Raw genomic sequence first — 20,498 nt, forward strand, 5'->3', positions numbered from 1 at the left:
GCTCTTGTATCGCGCCCGCCACCCGCAATGAAGCCGGGAATATCATCAAAGTTACTTCATGACTTGCAGATTAACATTCCTATCATTCCAGCAGCAGAACCGGTTTGGGCGAGATTTCAATCTCGCCATTGGCGACGGCTCCTTCGCCACCATCGAGGCCCTGGTAACGGCTGAAACGCGGGTCGACCCGATAGGAGGACCGCCCCTTGGTGCTCCAGAGGATCAGACCGTTGCGGCCATCCGGCATGCGAAGCTCGACGCGCCAGGTCGACGGCGACGTCCTGGCTGCGCTCACGACGCTGGCGCCGACCAACCATGACTGGACGGTGCGGTAGGCCACTCCGCTCGGAAGCAGCCCGCGCGCCGGATCCCATAATTTTCCAAAATCGCTGCCGCCGCCGGCGAACTCGTACCAATAGAACCGGTCGACGCCGCCGATCCATTTCAGGATGTAGGCGCGCGCCAGGCACCCGTCCGGATTGTCTTCATAGGACGACCAGCCGGCCTCGGTGTCCCAGATCGGCCGTGCGGATAGATCATGCGCGGCGAGGATCTGCTTGAAGCGCGCGATGATTCCGAGCACGGCTTCGGGTTCGCTCGTATAACCATGGAACGCGAACACGTCGGCATATTGTCCGCCGCCTTGCGCCATGAAGGCCTTTTGCCAGCGATAGCCGTCCGGCGTGCCGTTGGACGGCGGCGTCAGCACGGTCAGGCTGGGATCGCTGGCCTTGATGATCTGATAGGCCCGCTTCTGCATCTGGACCATGGTCGCGATGTCGCCGGAGTAATATTTGGGATCCTCGGGCTCGTTCCAGATTTCCCAGTATTTGATGCGGCCGGCGGCACGGGTGACGGCGGCGCGCACCCATTCATCCCATGACGCGAGATCGGCGGGCGGCGAGCTTGCGCCGGGCGTGAACGCCGGCGGCGCATCTTTCACCGACGCGGCCCAGCGTGGCGTGTAGGCGAGATTGAGCACGATCTCGACATGCTCGCGCTCGGCCGCCGCAAGGATGGCGTCGAAGCGCGCCCAATTGTAGATGCCGGGCGCCGGGTTGATCTGCGCCCAGTAAATCGCGCCCCACAGCCGAACGCCGTCGAATTTCAGCTCGGGCCATGGTTGCGACTGTCCGATCGCGTTGATCGTCATGCCGAAAAGCGACGGCGGGATCACGGCATTCACACGGCTCACATTGAGCGCATCGTTTGCGGCCGCGCCGCTCCACTGCAGCGGCCATTTATGGGCAAGCGGCAGCGCCGTGCTCAAAACCAGTGCAATCAACGCCCTTTGACCCCAATCCCTCACTCTGCCTGCCATGTCCCTGTCTCGTCGCCGTCACATCGGTGCCGGGATTGCATCATGCAAGCCGCGTATGTTAATGCCGATGTTAGTCGGATTGTGATGCTGTTAGGTCAATGGTATAGATCATCGCAGATGTCGAGAGCTGAACCATCACCGCGGCGGATCCTGATCATCGTCGAGAACCTTCCGGTTCCTTTCGATCGCAGGGTGTGGTGCGAGGCAACGTCGCTGCGCAAGGCAGGCTATGAAGTTTCGGTGATCTGCCCGAAAGGGCGCGGTCATGACGAAGCTTACGAATGCCTCGAGGGCATTCACATCTACCGCCATCCGATGCCGGTCGAGGCGCGCGGGATCGCCGCCTATCTCATCGAATACCCGGTCGCACTGTTCTGGGAGACGCTGCTTGCGATCAAGGTGGCGTGGAAGCACGGCTTCGACGTGATCCAGGGCTGCAATCCGCCCGACCTGATCTTCGTGATCGGCCTGTTGTTCAAGCTCGGCGGCAAGCGCTTCGTGTTCGATCATCACGACGTCAATCCCGAGCTCTATGAGGCGAAATTCGGCCGCAGGGACATGTTCTGGCATCTGCTGCGGCTGGTCGAATATCTCACCTTCAAGACCGCAAGCATCTCGATCGCGACCAACGAATCCTATCGCGAGATCGCGATCACGCGCGGCCGGATGCCGGCCAATCGCGTCTTCGTGGTGCGCTCCGGGCCCAATCTCGACCGCGTGCGCTCCCGCCCGGCCGATCCGGCCTGGCGCCGCGGCCGGCGCTACAGCGTCGGCTATGTCGGCGTGATCGGCCAGTCCGAAGGCATCGATCTGCTGCTGCAGTCGATCGGCCATATCGTGCACGATCTCGGACGCACCGACATCCAGTTCAACATCGCCGGCACCGGGCCGGAGTGGAATGCGGTGGTCAAGCTCTGCGAAGAGATGCGGCTGTCCGACTACGTGAACTTCACCGGCGCGATCGCCGACGATGCGCTGTTCACGATGCTCTCGACCGCTGACGTCTGCGTCAATCCGGACCGCGTCACGCCGATGAACGACATCTCCACCATGAACAAGATCATGGAATACATGGCGCTCGGACGGCCGATCGTTCAGTTCGACGTCCGCGAAGGCCGCCGCTCCGCGCTCGATGCCTCGCTCTATGCGGCGAAGAACGACCCGCAGGATTTCGCCAGCAAGATCATCACGCTGATCGATGATTCCTCGCTGCGGCAGTCGATGGGGGCCTTTGGCCGCAGCCGCGTCGAGCGCGCATTGTCCTGGACGCATGAGGAACCGAAGCTGCTCGCCGCCTATGAGGCGCTGTTCGCCAGGAAAATCCCTTGGAAGGTTTCCTGGCAGAGCCGCGCGCCACGCACGAGCGCGGCCAGCGAGCGGCCCGCGTCACAAAACTCCGGCGTCAACGCCAATGCGGCCGCCGGGCGGGCCTCGCGTTGAATGCCCTGCCGCCTCACTCACGCCAAACGCGACGCGGCCACGGCCGCGCACAAGTCCCTGCGTTATTGCAAGTCCCTGCGCTATTGAAGGTCGAAGCATGAACGTCAGCATTTTCGGCCTTGGCTATGTCGGGACGGTCTGCGCCGCCTGCTTCACCGAACTCGGCCACCAGATCATCGGCGTCGACAAGAGCGTCGCGAAAGTCGATCTGATCCGCAAAGGCAGATCGCCGGTGATCGAGCCGGGCATCTCGGACAAGGTGGCGCGCGCCGTTGCAACCGGTCAATTGACCGCGACCACCGACGCCACCGAGGCGATCGTCAACAGCGACATATCGATGGTCTGTGTCGGCACGCCGTCATCCGGCAATGGCAATCTCGACCTGACCGCGATCCGGCAGGTCGCGATCGAGATCGGCCGTGGTTTACGCGCAAAGAACGCGCCGCACACCGTGACGATCCGCTCCACCGTGCTGCCCGGCACCACCCGCGGCACCGTCGGGCCGCTGATCGAGGAAGCCTCCGGCAACAAGATCGGGCGTGATTTCGACCTCGCCTTCAATCCCGAGTTCCTGCGCGAAGGCAGCGCCATTGCGGATTTCAACGCGCCGTCGAAGACCGTGGTCGGCGCCTTCAACCAGGAAACTGCCGACCGCGTCATGGCGCTCTACAAGGACCTGCCCGGCGCCAAGATCACCCCGCCGGTCGAGACTGCGGAACTCGCCAAATATGTCGACAACAGCTGGCACGCGCTGAAGGTCAGCTTCGCCAACGAGATCGGCACGATCGCGAAGACCCTCGGCATCGACGGCCGCGACGTCATGAACATCTTCCTGCAGGACACGCGGCTCAACATCTCGCCGGCTTACCTGCGGCCGGGTTTTGCCTTCGGCGGCTCCTGCCTGCCCAAGGACGTCAAGGCGTTGAAGCATCTGGCGCACAGCCGCGGGCTGTCGACCCCGGTGCTCGAAAGCATCCTGCCGAGCAACGACATGATCATGTCGCGCGGCGCCGACTGGATCCTGTCGCATGAGGGCCGCCGCATCGCCTTCCTCGGCATCAGCTTCAAGGCGGGCACTGACGATGTGCGCGATAGCCCGTTTGTCGAACTGGTCAAAGGCCTGCGCGGCGAGCAGCGCGAGATCCGGATCTACGACCCCAATGTGCAGTTATCGCAGCTGATCGGCGCCAACCGGGACTTCCTGATGCGCAACCCGGACCTGGTCGGCCTGCTGCATGACGACGTGGCGGAGACGATCGAATGGGCCGACATCATCGTGCTGACGACGGCCGATCCGCGCTTCGTCGCGGCGCTGAAGGCAAGCCGCCCAGACCAGACCGTGCTCGAACTATCTGATATCGGACTGCCCGCTGAAGTCAGCGCCCGAGTGAGCGGCTTCCACTGGTAGGAAACATCATGGCCACCATGGCCCGCGACCGTCCCGAAATCCGCTTTCACGACGAGATTTCGTCGGGGTGGGAGACGCTGCATCAGAGCCGCACCTTCAGGGCGCGCACCGCCGCGATGTTCGATCTGCTCGGAAACGCGGACCTCGACGGGCAGCGCTGGCTGGATGCAGGTTGCGGCACCGGGACGCTCTCCCGCCTGCTCGCCGCACGCGGCTGCGACGTCATCGGCGTCGACGCCTCGCCGGAGATGATCACGGCGGCGCGCCGCGGCCTGGCCGACGGCACGCCGGCCGAACGGCTCACATTCCGGCAGATTCCGACCATCGCAAACCTGCCGTTTGCGGATCGATCCTTCGACGGCGTGCTTTGCGCGAGCGTGCTGGAATATGTCCCCAACGTGGCGCAGTGCCTCGCCCAGATCCATCGCGTGCTCAGGCCCGGCGGACTGCTGCTGGTCTCGGTTCCAAACCGCGGATCGCTGCTGCGCCAGAGCTACAAGCTCGCGCATGCGGCCTCCTCGCGCGCGTCGGCGCGGCCGCTGTTCCGCTACCTCGCCTTCTCCAAATTCGAGGCCTCGCCGGCCGTGATGCAAGGCCTGCTGCGACAGCATGGTCTCACGATGCTGGCGACCGGGTTCGCCGGCTCCCCGCTGCCGCCGGCGCTCGATCGCCGGCCGACGGTCGGCACGCTGATCAATATTCTGGCCCGCCGCGACGGCTGATGCGGCGCGCAGGCGCCGGCCTCAAACCTTGATCGCCATCAGCGACTTGGTCATGCCGAGATATCGTTCGCGATAGATCTTCGCGTCGGGAAACGTTTCCGTCATCTCCCGCCAGTCGAACAGATGCCAGTCAGGCGCGGTCCGCTTGAACCAGAAGCGGTTGAACAATTCGATCAGCGAGATCTGCAGCCGCCTTGGCAGCAGTACGATGATGCCCGGCAGCCAGGTGTGGCTCTCGATCGGAAAGTACCGGTACGGCGTCTGCACGTAGAAGGATTTTGCGACCCGCGAAATCTCGCCGGCAAAGCGGTTCTGGTGTTCGCGCGCGACATTCAGAAAATCCGCGTCGCTCGCGATCGTCACGACGTCCTGCTTCGGCCCGGTGACATGCTCGATCACCGACGAACAGAAGCAGAAATCGAACGCCCGATCGTCGAACGGCAGGCGCTCGGTCTCCTGCAGCAGCACGGTCTTGAAGCCGAAGCGCTCGCGCGCGGTCTTCAGATCCTCGGCCGAGATGTCGCAGACAGTGATGTCGGTATGAAACGGCAGGATCGCGCGGATGTGCCGGCCGGTGCCGCCGCCGAGATCGAGAATCCTGGCACTGAGCGGCACATTCACGGTGCGGACGAGGAACTCGCCGCGCCGCTGGCGTGCTGCACTGGAAAATCGGGCCTGAATGGCGCCCAGCACTGTCAGTCTCCTGCTACTTGATGGCCTCGAAGAAGATCGACTCGTCCGGCCGATTGTCGAGCCGGTCGATGTCGGGACAGACCCCCTCGCGATACGCCCGCGTATGGGTCTCTGAACATCCCGCGTCATGAAACAGCGCCGCGAGCGAGGCACGCGTATAGCCCCAGTGATGCGCGAAGGCCACCTCGTTGCGACGCTCGATCTCGAACACGCCCTTGAGGAAGGCCTGCGGCGCAGAGGGATCATAGAGCGCGACGATCCTCTCCATGTCGGGCACGACGATGCGGCACACCCCGCCGGGCGCCAGCACCCGCGCGATCTCGCGCGCCAGCCGCCCGACCTCATCAGGGAACAGATGCTCGAAGACATGCGCACTGAACACCGCCGAGAGGCTGCCGTCGGCGAACGGCAACGGCTTGGTCAGGTCCATATAGCGGAGCCGGGCAAACCTGCCCTGGCGATGCTCGGCATAGCGGGCATCGCTCAGCAGGCCGGCGAGATGCAGCGCCTTCGCCGCGAACGGCAGGCGTGCGATCCACTGATGCATCGTGATGTCGGTGTTGATCCAGCCTTCGATGCCGCAATTGAAGGCGCCGATATGCAACCTCGGGAGTGCGGCGCGCCTGTCGTCGGTCATGCCTGCCCCCGCGCCGAATTGGTCAGCACTACTGTGATCACCGACGCCGCACTGGAGGCCACCATCGCCGCAACCGCGCCCATCACCTGCCAGGCCTGCGCCGCGAACGGCAACACGCAGCACAGTGCGACGAGGCCGGCAATCCGGCTCAGCATGAAGCGCTGCGGCTTGCCGGTCGCGAACAGCGGCAGCGCGAGGCCGAGCCACACGGCGTCAAGCGCCATCGCCGCGCCCATCAAGGCGAGGCTGCCGGCGCCGATCTCGTAAGTCTGTCCGTGGATGACGAGCGCAAGAATGCGCTGGCCGAACAGCACGACCACCGCGCCATAGGCGGCGGCGACCGACCCGAGCAGCAGGGCGTTTTCGCGCGCGGCCGCGGTGACCGCGCCGCGCCTGCCGGCGCGCAGCCCGGCTGCGATCTCCGGCAGGCGGACCGAGAACATCGTCGCGCAGAACTGGCTCAGCGGCGCGAACAGCAGGAGCAGGATCCGCAGCGATGCGCTCGCGTCGAGCCCGATCAGGACGCCGCACACCGGGATCAGCCCGATGCTGCCGATCCAGTAGGTCAGCGAGGTCGCGACGAACCAGCGGCCATTCCTGAACAGCCGGCGCAGCGAGCCGCGGAAAATTCCGGCGCGCGGCCGGGCCAGCTCACCGGTGTGCGCCAGCAACAGACTGGCGGCGAGCGCCGCCGAGATCGCGATGCACGCCATCGCCGCCGCGGCGCCAGTGAGCTTGAGCACGATCATCAGCCCGGCCGAGGCGACGAGCGCCACGCAATAGGTCAGCGAGGACGCCACCGCGCGCGGCAATCGCCCGTCGAGATAGCAGATGCGGCGGAACATGCTTTGCAGCCGAACGGCGGGGATCGCAAGCCCAGTTGCGATCACGAGCCCGCCTGCTTCGCCGCCAATCGCGACGATCACCGAACCGGCAATCACCAGCAGCAGGCCAAGCGCAGCCGAGACAACGAGCGACGACAGATAGAGGCCGAGCCGGAGTTGCGGCCACAGCGATTTCGGAATGCGATGCGCCGCCGCCGGCAGGCCGTCGTCGAACAGGCCGCGCAGGAACACCGCCTCGATCAGGATCGAGAACGACCAGGCGATACTGAATTGGCCGAACGAATTGATATCGAGCACATTGGCGAGCACGATCGTCAGCAAGAAGGCGGAGCCGCTGAGCAGCGCCTGGTCGATCAGCCCGAGCGCGACATTGCCCCCGACGCGGCGCAGCCGGCGAAGCGCTCCGCCCACGGCGCCAGCCACCCGGGTCTGGGTCGCCATTCGGTCGAGCCTTTCGGTCAACGCACTCACGCCTCACTCACACGCAATCTGGCGAACGCACGCCGCGGCGCTGTTTGCAGCCGGGCCTCCGGGCCGAAATAGCACCAGAACACCAGCACGCAGCCGAAGTAATTGTGCAGCAGCTGGCTCGAATCGTTGGCCGACGCGATCACGACAAACAGCAGCATCGCAAACGGTGCGAGCCAGTACATCCCTTTCCGCTCGAACGTGAAGACGATGGTGTTCCACAACGCGCGCGCCAGCAGCAGCATATAGAGCGCACCGCCGAGCAGGCCGAACTGGAGGAAGGCGTCGAGATAGGAATTCTCGAATGAGCCGAACTCGGTATTCCAGGGCGCCATGCTGGTCAGCTCGTTCGCCGGCGAGTTCGGCAGTTCGTTGAAGAACCCCGAGAAGCCGTAGCCGAGCCAGGGGTGTTGCCAGAAGAAGTACGGCCAGACCGACCAGAGGAACGAGCGGCCGGTCAGGTTTCCGCTGCGGCCGACCAGCCCGTACAACTCGTCGCTCGGCACGGCGAACACAACGAGCGCAACGAAAGCGAGGCAAAGCCAGTAGATCGAAGCAGCGCCTCTGTGCCCGAGCACCACCAGCAGCAGCCCAAAAGTGATGGCGAGTGCAGTCAGCATGCTGATCAGCGGTCCGGCGGCGCCGGCCGCGGCGAGCGCAAAGAGATGACATCCCATCAGCAACAGCGACCAGCCGAACTGCTTGCGCGGCCCCGCCAGCATGCGCACGAAACAGATCAGCACCATCAGGCCAAAGAATGCGCCCGCGAGATTCTTGTGGCCGAACACGCCGGCATAGGCCTGGGTTCCGAGCACCGTCGGCCGATGCAGCGGATCGTAATCCCATTGCGAGCCGATCACCGGAAACAGCAGGACGTGTACGATCAGCACCACGATCCCGATCCGGAACAAAGTGTCGACGAGACGGTCGACCGGGCAGCTGACCACGACCCATGCCGAGAACATCGTGGTGAGCAGATACATCGCAAACTTGACCGACGAGCCGGCGGGGTCGGCGCTCAACGCCAGCGACACCAGCGCAAAGGCCATGAATGAGAGATAGAGATGCGATTGCAGCATCAGCAGGCTGAAGCGCTTCCGATCGACCGCAACATGCAGCATCAGCAGGATATAGAGCAGCAGCCACGCAATGCGGAACAGCGTGGACTCCCCGGCCCGTTCCGCGAACGAGATGCCCTCGATGAAATTGAACAGGAAATAGATGCACCCCAGCACCATCACCAGATAGGCGTGCAGAAAGACATCGGTTCGAAACCACCATCGGCCGATCATTGAACGGCCTCCTGCCGGGCCGGCGCCCTCGCGAGATGATCGACCGCGGCCATGAAGCGCGCCGCGGCGTCGGCAAGCGCATTCTTTCGCACGCTCTCCCGAGCCTGCTGCGACATCGCCTCCCAACGCGCGGGATGTTCGAGCAGGCCGCGCGCCGCGTCGACCCACGCCTGCTCATCAAGCGCGCAAACATGGCCGTTGACGTGGTCGCGCACCAACTCGCCGCCAGCTCCGACATGCGGCGACACCAGGCACGGGACTCCGCACTGCAAGGCTTCGTTGCACACCAGCCCCCACGGCTCCAGCAACGAGGGCAGTAGCAGCAGCCGGGATTGCAGAAAGACTTCCGATATCGCCTGCCACGGCACATAGCTGTCGTGGCGGACATCGATGCCGGCGCCATCGAGCCGCGCCAGCATGCGCTGCTCGGCAGCGCCGCTCCCGACCACGCGGACCCGGAGCCCAGGCAAGACCCGGCCCAGCGCGATGGCGATGGTCTCGAAGAAGATCGCATTCTTGGCGTCGTCATTGATCCGAGCGCACCAAAGCAGATGAAATGGACGGTCCTGGAAGCCCGGGACGGTCTCCGGCGGATCCCATGCCGGCACCAGCGGCACCACGAACAGATCGTCGTCGCGCACACCCTCGCCACGGAAATACGCCCTGCCCTTGTCGCTGCAGCACACGACCGCCTCGCACTGGCGCAGCAGCCATGGCCGCGCCAGCCGATGATAGGCCGTATTGGGCATCGTCTCGCGCCAGCCATCGATCGTCAGCGCGAGCGCCTTGCCGTTGGCGCGCGCCCACGCCGCGCCTGTTAGCATCGAGGGATAAAGCCCGTTGACGAACAAAAGGTCGGGCGCAAGCGCATTCAAGGCGCGCCCGATCCCGATGTTGAGATGGGTGTGACGCGACCGCGAGAGCGGGATCGAGACGCCGGGCACCGTGCGCGTCGCGTAGCGCGGCGTGAACGATCCCGCCCACGAGCGATCGGCTTCCTGCGCGGTGCAGGACAGCACCGCGAGATCCAGTCCACGATCGACCAACTCGTTGTAGAGCCGGTTGGTGTAGGGGGTGATCATGTTGTTGAAGACGACCACGCGCGGCGCCATGGCTTAACCGCCCCGTGGCGGCGTCTGCGCCTCGCCGCGCCTGCAAAGCGCCCCGCAATGATAGGTCGCAAGCCGGGTGGCGAACGCCGGGCTGACCGACAGCAGCGACTTCCGCACAATGCTCTTTGCGAGCCCCTTCAGCCGCGAAGAATGAAATGCGTGCACCGGCAGGCTGTGGTCATAGGTGCCGAAGCCGGAGACATGGAGCCCGGCGGTCTCCAGCACCAGGCGGAATGTGTCGGGCGTGTAGAAATTGATATGCCCGATGTCGAGCGTCGATTGCAACGCCCGGCGGTTGGTCCGCGCGTGCAGTTCGCACGGCACTTCGATGTAGATGAAGGTCCGCGCAACGCGGGCAAGCTCGTACAGCAATGCGCGCGGTTCGGGCACGTGCTCCAGCACATGGCTGGCATAGACGAGGTCGAACGATCCGTCAGCGAACGGGATCGTTGCGCCGTCATAGCTCGACCAGCGGAACGGTGCCGTTGCGGCGCCGTCGATCTCCAGGTTCGTCGCGGGATCGATGACGTCGATGCCAGTGAAGTCGCGGCCGATGCCGATCGCGGACAGCCGCGCCAGCACCGCGCCGGTGCCGCAGCCGACCTCGAGCACATTGCCGACATTGGCGGCGGCGGCCCCAAGCAGGCCGGCGATATGATCGGCCTTGTCGACGGCGCAGACACGGCGCCAGTCGCGCTCCTGCGCCGAATAGACGCCTTCATAATGCGCGTTGTGCTGTCCGACGCTGAATTCCATCGTCATGGCCTGGCCCTCGCCTCCGGCGGCATTCGGGCAAGCTCGTCGAGGCGGTCGTTCGATTTGCGCTCCAGATTGCGTCGCTCAGCCGGTGAGCGGCGGTCGAGATCGTATCCAATGTCGGCCATGGTCTTTGTCAGGATGTCGACGTTCCGTTGCGGGACCGCCGCAAGGCCGGCCAGCAGCCTGTCCCGATGCGTCCAGCCTGGTCCCTTCAGCAGATCGATCGCCTCGGTGTACAGTTCGGTCTTCACGAGGCGCGCGAACTCGGCAACCACCGCGTCCGACAGGTCGGGCGGCAGCGCGTCGAGCATGGCGAGCGCCATGGCGCTGCGCTTGACGACGATCCAGCCCTCATTGGATCCGAGCCGGTACGACATCCGCAACAGGTCGAAATTGGCATCGCTCAAGCCCTGCCTCGTGTTGCGAAGCCAGAACAGCACGACCCAGAGATAGGGATCGGCCGGTGCGCAGCCGAGCGATTTGCGGACCGCCGCGTCGAGCTCCCCCATCCTTGCGTCCACCTGATCGCCGGATGCGAGTGCGTTCTCGGCGCGCCGCAGCCGGATCACCGCCGCGCTGCGATCGATCGCCGGCATGCAATCCTTTGCCGCGGCCACGCGCGACAATAGCGGACCGAGGTCACCAAGCTCGGCATCGCTGACCGGCACGTTGCGCAGGATCAGATCCCTCGCGCCATCGAGCCGGGCCTGATCGACAAAGACCGGCAATGTGGTTGCGCCCCAGGCAACCGAAGAGCACGCGACCGCGGCCAGGAAGCCGCGCGCCAGCCAGGCGGCGGCGCGCCGCGGCATCTCGCCTCGCGTCTCAGTCGGTGTAGCCATATCGTCCATAGTGCGAGTTGTAATAGTAGTTCTTGCCGCCGTAGCCGCTGTAGCGGCTCATCGCGGCGATATCGGCCTTGTTGAGCACGACGCCGAGCAGGTTCTCGTTGACCGCCCGCGCGCTGCGCAGCGCGCGCTCGACCACCTGCACCTGGGTCTTGCCCCACTCCACGATGAAGACGAAGGAATCGACGAAGTGCGCGGTGATGCGGACATCGACCACCGGCGTCAGCGGCGGGAAATCGACGATCACGTAATCATAATGGCCGCGGACCGCGTCGATGAAATCCTTCATCTGGTCGGAGGCCAGCACCTCGTGCGAATGCGCGATGCGCGACCGCGTGGCGCCCGGCAGGAAGGCAAGGCCGGTCTCCGGATCACGCCACAGCGTGTCCTGCAAGGTCGCATTGTTCGACAGCACGTCGAGAATCCCACGCTCGGCATTGGCGGCGACCTTGCGGCTGAGCGAGGGATTGCGCAGATCGCAATCGACCAGCAGCACGCGCGCCCCGCTCTGCGCCACCAGTTGCGCGAACACGAAGGCCAGCGTCGACTTGCCCTCGTTGGGCAGCGCCGAGGTCAGGCCAAGGATCTTCGACGGCTTGGTGACATTGAGGTCGGCATTGACCTTGATCGAGCGGATCGCTTCCGAGAAGCGCGAGAACGGCGCATCGATCGCCGCCCACAGCACCGGCTCGTCGCCGCGCCGGATCGTGCGCGGCCCGACCGGAAGGTTGGGACGCCCGGCCGCCGGCGCCTTGAGCTGGCTTGGCGAGACGCGGGGAACGATCGCGACACAGTCGGCGTCGAGGATCGTCTCGACCATTTCAGCGGTGCGGAACACCCGGTCATAGAGGTCGCGCAACACGCCAAGCCCGAGCCCTGCGATCAGGCCGCCGAGCGTCGAGAGCGCGAGCACGACCAGGGTCTGCGGGTGGCTCTTGCTCAGGGGGCGCGAGGCACGGGTGATCACCCGTGCCTCGCTGACCGGGAACGACTGCTGCTGCACATTTTCCATATAGCGCTGCAGGAAATTGTCGTAGAGCGAGCGATAGGTCTGGGCCGAGCTCTCGAGCTCGCGCAGCGTGACCTGCGCCTGGTTGGTGGACTGCGACTGCGACACCGAATCGTTCACGGCGCGCTCGATCTCGTTCTGGCGCTGCACGGCGATCGCATAGTCGCTCTTGTAGCTCTCGGCGAGCCGCTTCAATTCGTCGATGATCGACGACTGGATCTCGCGCATCTGGTTGCGCAGATTGACGGCGGCCAGGTGATTGTAGCCATAGCGCGACGACCAGTCGGCCTCGCGGTTGGCGAGCTCAAGATATTGCGACCGCAGCTTGGTGATGACCTGGTTGTTCAGGGTATCGGCGACCGTGGCATCGGGGACGCCGCCCTTCACGACAGCCTCGATGCGATCGAGCTTGGCCTTGGCGTCGGTGACCTGCGACTTCACGTGGACCAGCTGCGTATTGAGCTCGCCGAGCTGCTGTTCGTTGAGCAGCTTGCCGCTGGACGTGACGATGTTGTTGGTCTTCTTGTAGTCGAGCACCGCGCGTTCGGCATTGGATGCTTGCGTCCGTAGCTCCTTGATGCGGTCCTGCAGCCAGGCGCTGGCACGGCGCGTTGCCTGATATTTGGAGTCGAGCTGGTCGACGATATAGGCGTCCGCGACGGCGTTGGCGATCTGCGCCGCGCGCTCCGGATCGAGCGAGCGGAAGCTGACCTCGATCACATAGGTCATGCCGCGGCGGCGGACGTCGAGCTGCTTCTGGAAGGCGCGCACCGCACGCCGTGTCCGGTCGAATTCGTTGGGCGGCGCGCTGCCGGCGAACAGGCCGGACACGAAATCCAGCACCGCTCCCGCCGCGCCGGCCCTGGAGCCGATGAATTCCGGATCCTCGTTGAGCTTGAGGTCGCGGATCACCGCGAGCGCCACGTTCTCAGACTTGAGGATTTCGACCTGGCTCTCGACCGCGGAGGAATCCACCGGGACGTCATTTGCCGGCGATTGCTGCTGGAAGGCCTGGAATTTGCGCGTGTCGATGATCATCGTGGCAAGCGCGGTATAGCTCGGCGCCGCCGTCATCAAATAGCAGATGCCGCCGAACAAACAGAGCCCGGCTGTCCCGAGGATCACCCAGTACTGCCGGAGCAGATAGGTGACGAAGGCGTCGAAGGTTTCCGCCAGCGACGGCAGTTCGGCCGGACGATTTCTCAGATCGACAGACGGCGGAATCTGGTTGCGCTGAAGCATCTCGTCCTATCGCCGCGCCGGCAGGCTGGTGCCTGCCCTCGCGCCCTCCAATGGCATCGGGAAGCGCCCCGCCGCCGACATCGAAGTGCATTGCTGCAGAGAGTTCTCCATTGGCGACCGGAAGCCCGCTCAGGGAGTCACTGTTGAAATCAGCGTGGTGCCGGCGCCCGTGATCGTCCCCGTCGTCGTGTTGCCCGAACTGCTGACCGACGAGGTGAAGCTGAAGATGCCGGTGTTCACGCTGTTGCCGCCGATCGCCTCGAGCGCACCGCCGCCGGCGCCGGTGGCGCCGATGGCGCTGGTCTGGCCGCCGGAAGCGCCGGCGCTGCCCGCGCCGCCGGCACCGGTCGCGGCGGTGCCGCTATCACCTGACGCCGCGGCAAACGCCATCACGGTGTCGAGATCCTTGGTATCGGCAATCGCCTGCTGGATGCGCGTCGCATAGGGCTGGTTGCTGCGCACCACGATGCGCGCGGCCTGGGCGAGGCCCGCGGCGATCGCCGTCTTCTGGTCCTTGCTGGCCTTGGCGAGCAACGCGATGAGCGGATCGAGCGATGTCGGATCGTTGAGGGCGAAGTCGCGCGCCCGCGAGGTCAATTCCACGCCCGCGTTCGGAAACTGGGTCAGCAACTGCTCAGGATTGGCCTTGAAATTCGTGACCGCCTGCGAGAGCTGGATCAGCCCGCCCTGCGTTTGCGCCACCGCGGCGCCGCCGGGCGCCGCCAGCGCCAACATGACCACCACCGCCAGGGCGGAAAAACCGCCGGATCGCTCAAATGTGAACACTGCTATCTCCCTAACGAATACTAACAGTTCGTTAGCATAGTCGGAGTTATCGCGCCAATTAAAACCCCTGCCCGGCCGCGCGCCCGGGCTCGCCCGCGAAATCAACGTTAACTGGCGGGCTCGATGCAACATCGGTGTCGTCGTCGCCGCGACCACGGCCGGCGGCTCCGCCGGAGCGGAACGATTGTGACAGACCCGCCCCAAGCAGGGCCGCGATAACAACGGCGTAGCCGGTGATCTGGAGCGAGAAATCGATCATCGAATGCAGCGCGCCGGCAGCCGACGCGCAGAGAGCCGCCAGCGGCACGATCACGTCGCGGCGGCGGGTCCGCACGCCATGCGCGAGCACGCCGAAGGCTGCGAGCAGCGCGATCATGACCGCGCCGGCCATTAACATTCCGCCGTCGGACGCCAGCTCGAGCCAGCTGTTGTGCGCCCGGTTCCAGGTCCCGCGCAGCGAGATGTCGTCGGTGCGATAGGCCGGATAGACCCATTCGAAGGACCCGAAGCCGTCGCCCAGCCAGGGATGATCCCAGATCATCCGCAACGTCGCGCGATAGGTCGAGAACCGCCCCTCATCCGACAGGCCGATCGTGCTGAAGCGCGCGCCGACGCCGCCGCCGAGCAGTTGCAACAGCGCCAGCGCGATCAGGCTGCCGACGCCGAGCGCCATGATCAGGCCGTAGCGGCGCGGCAGCCGGTTGCGAAAGAAGATCGCGGCCGCCGCGACCGCGGCGAGCAGCGAGATCCCGACGCCGCCGCGCGATCCGGTCAGGAACATCGCGACGAGGCAAGTGAGCCAGCCGAGCGCATGGCCGGCGAGCCGGCGCCGTGCCGGCCGATCGAGGCGCGCGAGCAGGCGTGGCAGGCTGGCCCGGCGCGACGGCCAATGCCGTTCGATCAGCTCGCAGCCAAACAGCAGCCAGATCAGCGCGCAGCAGCCATAATAGATGCCCGCCGTGTTGCGGTTGACGAAGGGAGACGTCAGCCACTCCAGCTGCGCTTGCTTCTCGTGAAGCAAATAGATCCTCGTCGGATCGATCGCGAAGGTGACGATGCCGGTGATCGCATAGGCAAGACCGGCCACCGCCACCGCGCGCAACAATCCGCGCGCCATCGCGCGGTTGGCGCCGAGCACGACGCCGATGGCAAAGCTCAGCAGGCAGACGATCCCGACACTTGCGGAGTAAAACGGCAGATTGGTTGCGATCGAGACTGCCGGCGGAAGGTCGGCGGGCAGCAATTTGCCGGCCTCGGCCCACAGCGCGTTCGGGGCCACCCCGAGCCACGGCCGCTGTGCCGATTGCTCGTGCAGCACCAGCATGGCGAGCGCCGTCAGCAGCGCCGTCACCGCGAGAATTGCGAGCTGGCTGCCGCGCAGGCGCATCGGCAGCACGCCGAGCAGCGCGATGCCGAGCAGGACCGACCAGATCGCGGACGCGACGCCGCCGACCGAGCCGAGCGGCAGCGGCGCCACGGCGACGACGGCGCAGAACAGCCACGACGACCATCGCACCGGCCACGGCAATGCCGTCGCCCCGCTTGAGCCGGTAGGTAATCGTAAGCGTGTCATGAAGCCGGCCGCGCCGGCTCACGCCCCAGTATCAGGGCGCAAGCTTGATCGAATTACGAAGTAATGTTGCGTTGTAGGCAGCCACGATCGGATCGTTCACCGTTGCAGTCACGAGGCGGATCTGCTGCATGAGCTTGGCGTCCTCGACGGATGCCGCGTTCGACGCATAAAGCACGTCCTTGTTGCGCAACTGGAAACGTGTGGCCAGGAAATAGCCGGCCGGATCGCGGAAATTGATGTTGTAGACGACCGGGATGATCGGCCCGGCATATTTGCTGACGTCGATCCCGAGCTTGGCCGCCACTTCCGGCAACTCGCCGCGATAGACGAACACCGAGGCCGGATCGGCCGAGGAATCGTTCAGGCCGCCCGCCTTCGCGACCGCCTCGGCGAGCGAGATCCGCCAGGCCTCGAAATTGAACTGGCCCTGCGCGCCCGATGCGCCGAAGGCGACGAAAGTCTGCGGCTCGCGGTAGACATAGATGGTGTCGCCCGGATGCGCGTAGATGTTGCTCTTGGGCTCGTAGACCAGCTGGCCGAACGGAACCGTGGTGCGCTTGCCGTCACGCTCCAGCATTACCCAGGTATCGAAACCCTGCCCCTTCGGGCCGCCGGCGCGCGTGATCGAGTCGAGCACGCGCTCGCCCGCGGCGTTGGCGGGAAAACGGTTCGGCGAATTGACCTCGCCGAGCACGGAGATCAGCGAGGTGCGCTGCTCGATCAGGGCGACCACGGCCTGCGGCTCGATCGCGCGGTTCTTCAGCGCATCGACGATCGAGCGCTGCACCTCGGTCTGCGTGCGGTTCTTGGCACGGATCGCGCCGGCATAGGGCACCGAGATGTTGCCGTCGGTATCGACGTTCTGGTTCGGCAGCGTAATGTAGTTGCCGGGGCGCACGCCGGCCTCGACCGGAATGAACAGACCGCCGGCGGCGGCCTCGAAGATCGTGACGCTGACGACGTCGCCGATGCCGAAATGGATATCCTTGGGCGGCGGGCCCTGAATGCCGCCGGCGAGTTGCGGCGCGAATGACGCCAGCACGTTCTCGACCTGCGGCGTGATCTTGACCATCGCATAGGGCAGGCTTTCCGGATCCCTCTGCCCGGCGACGACATCAGAACTGGTCGGACCGTTGGTCGGCATGTAATGGCAACCGCTGACCGAAACGGCGGCCGCAAGCAATATCATTATCCGAATGAAATTCGCACGCGACATTGAAATACTCCGGCCGTGCCGTAACACGCCGACTATCACAATCACAGGGTTCCGCGATATAGCGCGATACAATTGATAAAGAATGTTAGCAAGGTGAGGCAATTCGGCGACACCGGCACGGCGCCGTGAGGCAAACGGCCCCGCAACATCACTCCGGCTTTGATTTCGCGTGATGATCCAGTTATCGGTGAATGAGATGGTTTGAGTTAATCGATTGAGGGTTCGATGGTTCGCATGAAGCCACTGGCGATCGCGTTGGGAACCGTCGCCTTGCTGTTCGGCATTGGCAATTCCGGGGTTTTTGCCGCGGAATTGAGCACTTCCCCGGCCCCGCGCGCCGTGCAGCGCGTCGGCGGCAACTGCCAGCGGCTGCAATATTGTCATGGCGATGTCTGCCAGTGGAAACGGGTCTGCTGGCACGGCTGCCCCGATCGCTACTCCTGCGCGCCGCTCTACGGAGCCTATGGCCCCTATGGCGGGCGTGACTACTGGGCGGCCTATAGCTACGGCGATCTGCGCCCGTTCTGAATGTTAATCGATTAACAGAGCCGCCGACGTCCCGCATGCCGGCTGGCATCATGCCGGCGCGTTTGTGACGATCGACTTAACCCCGGCTTAGGACCCGGCCCGCTAGGATGCGGGCGCAGGGTTTGGTTATGTTATTTGTTTTCCTTGGCAATTTGATCGGCGGCGCCGTGCTTGGGCTGCGCCAGCGCTGTCTGGTGCTGGTACCGGTTACGCTTGCGGAACTCACGCTGCTCGCCGTCATCGGAGGCGCGCGCCTCGGGTGGTCGGAGACCGTGCTGCTCATGATCACCGCGATCGTATCGCTGCAAGGCGGATATCTCGCAAGCGCATTCGCGCCGCGGTTCTGGTCCCGCTCCTCGACGCCGTTACTCGCCCTGCGCCGCCCGCATTGATGCGGCACCACGCAGCCGCATCCGGCGCGCCCGATTTCCATTGACCTCGACGCGAGCGCGGGGCATCCCGCTGGCTTGCGTTCTCATCTTCCGCAGGAACCTTCCTCAGGACTTGTCCCTCTCGTGTGGAACGTCACGGCCTTCATCTGCATCCTGATCGGTGCGTCGATTCCGCTGGGTCTGTTCGACGCCTCGCTCGCCATCGGTCTCGTCGGCGCCGCAACGTCGCTTGGGCTGCTGGCAGGCCTGATGGTGATCCGTCCCGGTGAACTGTCATTCCTGAAGTCGGTCGCCGGCCCCGCGGTTGCAGCGGCGCTGGTGCCGATGCTCTGGATCATGCTGCAGATGTTGCCACTGCCGTTCCTGGCACATCCGGTGTGGAAATTCGCCGGCGAAACGCTGGGGACGCCGCTCAGCGGCAGCATCACGACCGACACCGGCGCAAGCCTCGGCGCGCTGCTGCTCTGGCTCGCGTTCATCTCGGTCATGATATCAGCCGCGGCGATCGCGATCGATCCGCGCCGCGCCGACATGGTGGCCCGCAGCATTGCAGCGACGGCGGCCGTCGCTGCCCTGATCCTGCTGCTGTACAGCGATCCGATCAAAGCCTGGCTTGGTGCCGCCGACGCTGCGCGCGATCAGACCGCAAACGGCTTCCTGGTCGTCGTTCTCGTTGGCGTTCCGCTCAGTCTGGCGCGCGCGCTCGATGGCGGCGGGCATGCCGATGGCCGCACGGCGGCGCAACTGGCACGATTGCGCTGGCTGCTCGCCGCAGGCATGCTGTTCTGCGCCGCCAGCGCCTGCTGGTACGGGCGGCGCGGCGCCGCGATCGCAATCGCTGCCGGCATCGCCCTAGTCCTGATGACCTTCGCCGCGCGAAAGCTTCATCTGCACCGCTGGAGCAGCGCCGGCGCTGCCGCGACGATCGCCCTGATCGCGCTGGCGACTGCGATCGCCAATCGTCATCCCGATGTGGCGCTTGCCGCAGCCTTCGCCGACGCGCCGGCCGACCTCGTGCAATCGACCTCCAATCTGCTCGCCGACCTGCCCGCGCTCGGCAGCGGCGCCGGCACCACCGCAATGCTGGCGTCGACCTACATGGACTGGCAAGGCGCAACCACGCGGCCTGTGGTGGCGACCAGTGCCGCCGCTTTGATCACTCAGTTCGGTTCCGCCATGTTCTGGACTCTACTCGCGGTTACCATCGTGGGCATCGCGGCGTTCACGGTCGGTGCGCGCAATCGCGGCCGTGACTGGTCCTATCCCGCGGCGGCAGCGGCCGTACTGCTGACGCTGCTGCTCGCCGCCTTCACCTTGCCGGAATTACCGGCGCTGCCCGGAGTGATCGTGTTGGGAGCCGTGATCGGAACAGGACTGGCGCAGCGGATCAGCCGTTCACGGTTGCAGGCGGGCTAAGCGGCAGATGCGCAGCCTCCTCCGGCGTATTGTCGGCCAGACCGGCGACCTCGAACATGACGAGGGCGACGAGACCTGCATCTATGCCGTCGGCGACATCCACGGACACGCCGACCTGCTGCACGAGATCTGCGCACGCATCGATGCCGATATCCGTCAATTCCGGCCGGCGCGGCCGATCCAGGTGTTCCTCGGCGACTACATCGATCGCGGTCCGGATTCGCGCGACGTGATCGCGATGCTCGATCAGCGCCGCCGCACCCGAAGCATGGTCTGCCTGCTCGGCAATCACGAGGCCTGCCTGTTGGAGTTTCTCGTCAATCCCGACATGCTCGCGCAGTGGCGGCAGTTCGGCGGCCTGCAAACGCTGATGTCCTATGGACTGACGCCCTCGCCCAATCCCGACGCGGAGGAACGCAGGGCGCTCGCCCGGCAACTGGTCCGCCAGATGCCGCCGGCCCATCTTGCCTTCCTGCGCTCGCTGCCGATCTGTTACGTGCACAGCCGCTACTTCTTCGTGCATGCCGGCGTCCGGCCCGGCGTCGCGCTCAACCAGCAGCGCAGGGAAGACCTGCTCTGGATCCGCGACGACTTCCTGATGTCGGAAGATGATTTCGGCAAGGTCGTCGTCCACGGCCACACGCCGGTGCAAGAGGCCGAGCTGCTGCGCAATCGCATCAATGTCGACACCGGCGCCTACGCGACCGGCCGCCTGACCTGCGTCAAGCTGGAGGGGGCGCGGCGAACCCTGCTGATGACTGGTAACCGGGCCGCACGCCATGGCTAGCACG

Annotated in this window: 19 protein-coding genes; 7 read left to right on the forward strand and 12 right to left on the reverse strand. The window is 65.2% G+C overall.

What is annotated here, in order from left to right:
- Positions 1-82: 82 nt before the first annotated feature.
- Positions 83-1,321: a glycosyl hydrolase gene (locus FBZ93_RS04970; protein WP_246667369.1), complete on the reverse strand. Its 1,239-nt coding sequence runs from the start codon at positions 1,319-1,321 to the stop codon at positions 83-85.
- Positions 1,322-1,438: 117 nt separating this feature from the next.
- Here FBZ93_RS04970 and FBZ93_RS04975 point away from each other — a divergent pair, with 117 nt between their 5' ends.
- The 3 genes from FBZ93_RS04975 (at position 1,439) to FBZ93_RS04985 (ending at position 4,891) form a co-directional block, all read left to right on the forward strand.
- Positions 1,439-2,761, forward strand: a complete 1,323-nt coding sequence (locus FBZ93_RS04975) for a glycosyltransferase family 4 protein (protein WP_146984862.1) — start codon at positions 1,439-1,441, stop codon at positions 2,759-2,761.
- Positions 2,762-2,858: 97 nt separating this feature from the next.
- Positions 2,859-4,169, forward strand: a complete 1,311-nt coding sequence (locus FBZ93_RS04980) for a nucleotide sugar dehydrogenase (RefSeq protein WP_146984863.1) — start codon at positions 2,859-2,861, stop codon at positions 4,167-4,169.
- An 8-nt stretch (positions 4,170-4,177) separates the two neighbouring features.
- A complete protein-coding gene (locus tag FBZ93_RS04985) occupies positions 4,178-4,891 on the forward strand; it encodes a class I SAM-dependent methyltransferase (protein WP_146984864.1) in 714 nt (237 codons plus the stop codon).
- Positions 4,892-4,912: 21 nt separating this feature from the next.
- Here the strand turns inward: FBZ93_RS04985 and FBZ93_RS04990 are convergent, their stop codons facing one another.
- The 11 genes from FBZ93_RS04990 to FBZ93_RS05045 form a co-directional block, all read right to left on the reverse strand.
- A complete protein-coding gene (locus FBZ93_RS04990; protein ID WP_146984865.1) occupies positions 4,913-5,584 on the reverse strand; it encodes a class I SAM-dependent methyltransferase in 672 nt (223 codons plus the stop codon).
- A gap of 13 nt (positions 5,585-5,597) precedes the next feature.
- Complete coding sequence (locus tag FBZ93_RS04995; protein WP_146984866.1) at positions 5,598-6,221, reverse strand: class I SAM-dependent methyltransferase; 624 nt, start codon at positions 6,219-6,221, stop codon at positions 5,598-5,600.
- Complete coding sequence (locus FBZ93_RS05000; protein ID WP_146984867.1) at positions 6,218-7,537, reverse strand: polysaccharide transporter; 1,320 nt, start codon at positions 7,535-7,537, stop codon at positions 6,218-6,220. Before FBZ93_RS05000 ends, FBZ93_RS04995 begins: the two co-directional genes overlap by 4 nt.
- On the reverse strand, positions 7,534-8,826 hold the full coding sequence (locus FBZ93_RS05005) for an O-antigen ligase family protein (RefSeq protein ID WP_146984868.1): 1,293 nt from the start codon (positions 8,824-8,826) through the stop codon (positions 7,534-7,536). Before FBZ93_RS05005 ends, FBZ93_RS05000 begins: the two co-directional genes overlap by 4 nt.
- Complete coding sequence (locus FBZ93_RS05010) at positions 8,823-9,938, reverse strand: glycosyltransferase family 4 protein (RefSeq protein ID WP_146984869.1); 1,116 nt, start codon at positions 9,936-9,938, stop codon at positions 8,823-8,825. Before FBZ93_RS05010 ends, FBZ93_RS05005 begins: the two co-directional genes overlap by 4 nt.
- A gap of 3 nt (positions 9,939-9,941) precedes the next feature.
- Complete coding sequence (locus FBZ93_RS05015; protein WP_146984870.1) at positions 9,942-10,700, reverse strand: class I SAM-dependent methyltransferase; 759 nt, start codon at positions 10,698-10,700, stop codon at positions 9,942-9,944.
- Positions 10,697-11,539 (reverse strand): hypothetical protein, encoded by an 843-nt coding sequence (locus FBZ93_RS05020; RefSeq protein WP_246667370.1) that lies wholly within the window; start codon positions 11,537-11,539, stop codon positions 10,697-10,699. The genes FBZ93_RS05015 and FBZ93_RS05020 overlap by 4 nt, the downstream gene beginning before the upstream one ends.
- A complete protein-coding gene (locus FBZ93_RS05025) occupies positions 11,523-13,796 on the reverse strand; it encodes a polysaccharide biosynthesis tyrosine autokinase (RefSeq protein WP_167528929.1) in 2,274 nt (757 codons plus the stop codon). The genes FBZ93_RS05020 and FBZ93_RS05025 overlap by 17 nt, the downstream gene beginning before the upstream one ends.
- A gap of 129 nt (positions 13,797-13,925) precedes the next feature.
- Positions 13,926-14,582, reverse strand: a complete 657-nt coding sequence (locus FBZ93_RS40485; protein WP_167528930.1) for a hypothetical protein — start codon at positions 14,580-14,582, stop codon at positions 13,926-13,928.
- Between the two features lie 58 nt (positions 14,583-14,640).
- The gene (locus FBZ93_RS05040) at positions 14,641-16,110 is read right to left on the reverse strand and encodes an O-antigen ligase family protein (protein ID WP_246667371.1); all 1,470 of its coding nucleotides are present in this window, start codon (positions 16,108-16,110) and stop codon (positions 14,641-14,643) included.
- Between the two features lie 76 nt (positions 16,111-16,186).
- Positions 16,187-17,299 (reverse strand): polysaccharide biosynthesis/export family protein, encoded by a 1,113-nt coding sequence (locus FBZ93_RS05045; protein ID WP_146984872.1) that lies wholly within the window; start codon positions 17,297-17,299, stop codon positions 16,187-16,189.
- Between the two features lie 297 nt (positions 17,300-17,596).
- Between FBZ93_RS05045 and FBZ93_RS05050 the strand changes: the two genes are divergently transcribed.
- From FBZ93_RS05050 to FBZ93_RS05065, 4 genes are all read left to right on the forward strand, one after another.
- The gene (locus tag FBZ93_RS05050) at positions 17,597-17,899 is read left to right on the forward strand and encodes a hypothetical protein (RefSeq protein WP_146984873.1); all 303 of its coding nucleotides are present in this window, start codon (positions 17,597-17,599) and stop codon (positions 17,897-17,899) included.
- Between the two features lie 128 nt (positions 17,900-18,027).
- Positions 18,028-18,291, forward strand: a complete 264-nt coding sequence (locus FBZ93_RS05055; protein WP_146984874.1) for a hypothetical protein — start codon at positions 18,028-18,030, stop codon at positions 18,289-18,291.
- 123 nt (positions 18,292-18,414) lie between these two features.
- Positions 18,415-19,707 carry a hypothetical protein gene (locus tag FBZ93_RS05060; RefSeq protein ID WP_146984875.1) on the forward strand — a complete coding sequence of 431 codons (1,293 nt, stop codon included), beginning with the start codon at positions 18,415-18,417 and terminating at the stop codon, positions 19,705-19,707.
- A 7-nt stretch (positions 19,708-19,714) separates the two neighbouring features.
- Positions 19,715-20,494 carry a metallophosphoesterase family protein gene (locus tag FBZ93_RS05065; protein WP_146984876.1) on the forward strand — a complete coding sequence of 260 codons (780 nt, stop codon included), beginning with the start codon at positions 19,715-19,717 and terminating at the stop codon, positions 20,492-20,494.
- The last annotated feature ends 4 nt before the right edge of the window (positions 20,495-20,498 follow it).

Source organism: Bradyrhizobium macuxiense (assembly GCF_007993935.1).
GTDB lineage: Bacteria > Pseudomonadota > Alphaproteobacteria > Rhizobiales > Xanthobacteraceae > Bradyrhizobium > Bradyrhizobium macuxiense_A.

Coding starts and splice junctions, on each gene's coding strand:
- FBZ93_RS04985 (WP_146984864.1), top strand. CDS start 4,178: ATGGCCACCATGGCCCGCGACCGTCCCGAAATCCGCTTTCACGACGAG.
- FBZ93_RS05015 (WP_146984870.1), bottom strand. CDS start 10,700: ATGACGATGGAATTCAGCGTCGGACAGCACAACGCGCATTATGAAGGC.
- FBZ93_RS04970 (WP_246667369.1), bottom strand. CDS start 1,321: ATGGCAGGCAGAGTGAGGGATTGGGGTCAAAGGGCGTTGATTGCACTG.
- FBZ93_RS04980 (WP_146984863.1), top strand. CDS start 2,859: ATGAACGTCAGCATTTTCGGCCTTGGCTATGTCGGGACGGTCTGCGCC.
- FBZ93_RS05050 (WP_146984873.1), top strand. CDS start 17,597: ATGGTTCGCATGAAGCCACTGGCGATCGCGTTGGGAACCGTCGCCTTG.
- FBZ93_RS04975 (WP_146984862.1), top strand. CDS start 1,439: ATGTCGAGAGCTGAACCATCACCGCGGCGGATCCTGATCATCGTCGAG.
- FBZ93_RS04995 (WP_146984866.1), bottom strand. CDS start 6,221: ATGACCGACGACAGGCGCGCCGCACTCCCGAGGTTGCATATCGGCGCC.
- FBZ93_RS05005 (WP_146984868.1), bottom strand. CDS start 8,826: ATGATCGGCCGATGGTGGTTTCGAACCGATGTCTTTCTGCACGCCTAT.
- FBZ93_RS05055 (WP_146984874.1), top strand. CDS start 18,028: ATGTTATTTGTTTTCCTTGGCAATTTGATCGGCGGCGCCGTGCTTGGG.
- FBZ93_RS05025 (WP_167528929.1), bottom strand. CDS start 13,796: ATGCTTCAGCGCAACCAGATTCCGCCGTCTGTCGATCTGAGAAATCGT.
- FBZ93_RS05045 (WP_146984872.1), bottom strand. CDS start 17,299: ATGCCGACCAACGGTCCGACCAGTTCTGATGTCGTCGCCGGGCAGAGG.
- FBZ93_RS05010 (WP_146984869.1), bottom strand. CDS start 9,938: ATGGCGCCGCGCGTGGTCGTCTTCAACAACATGATCACCCCCTACACC.
- FBZ93_RS05065 (WP_146984876.1), top strand. CDS start 19,715: ATGCGCAGCCTCCTCCGGCGTATTGTCGGCCAGACCGGCGACCTCGAA.
- FBZ93_RS05020 (WP_246667370.1), bottom strand. CDS start 11,539: ATGGCTACACCGACTGAGACGCGAGGCGAGATGCCGCGGCGCGCCGCC.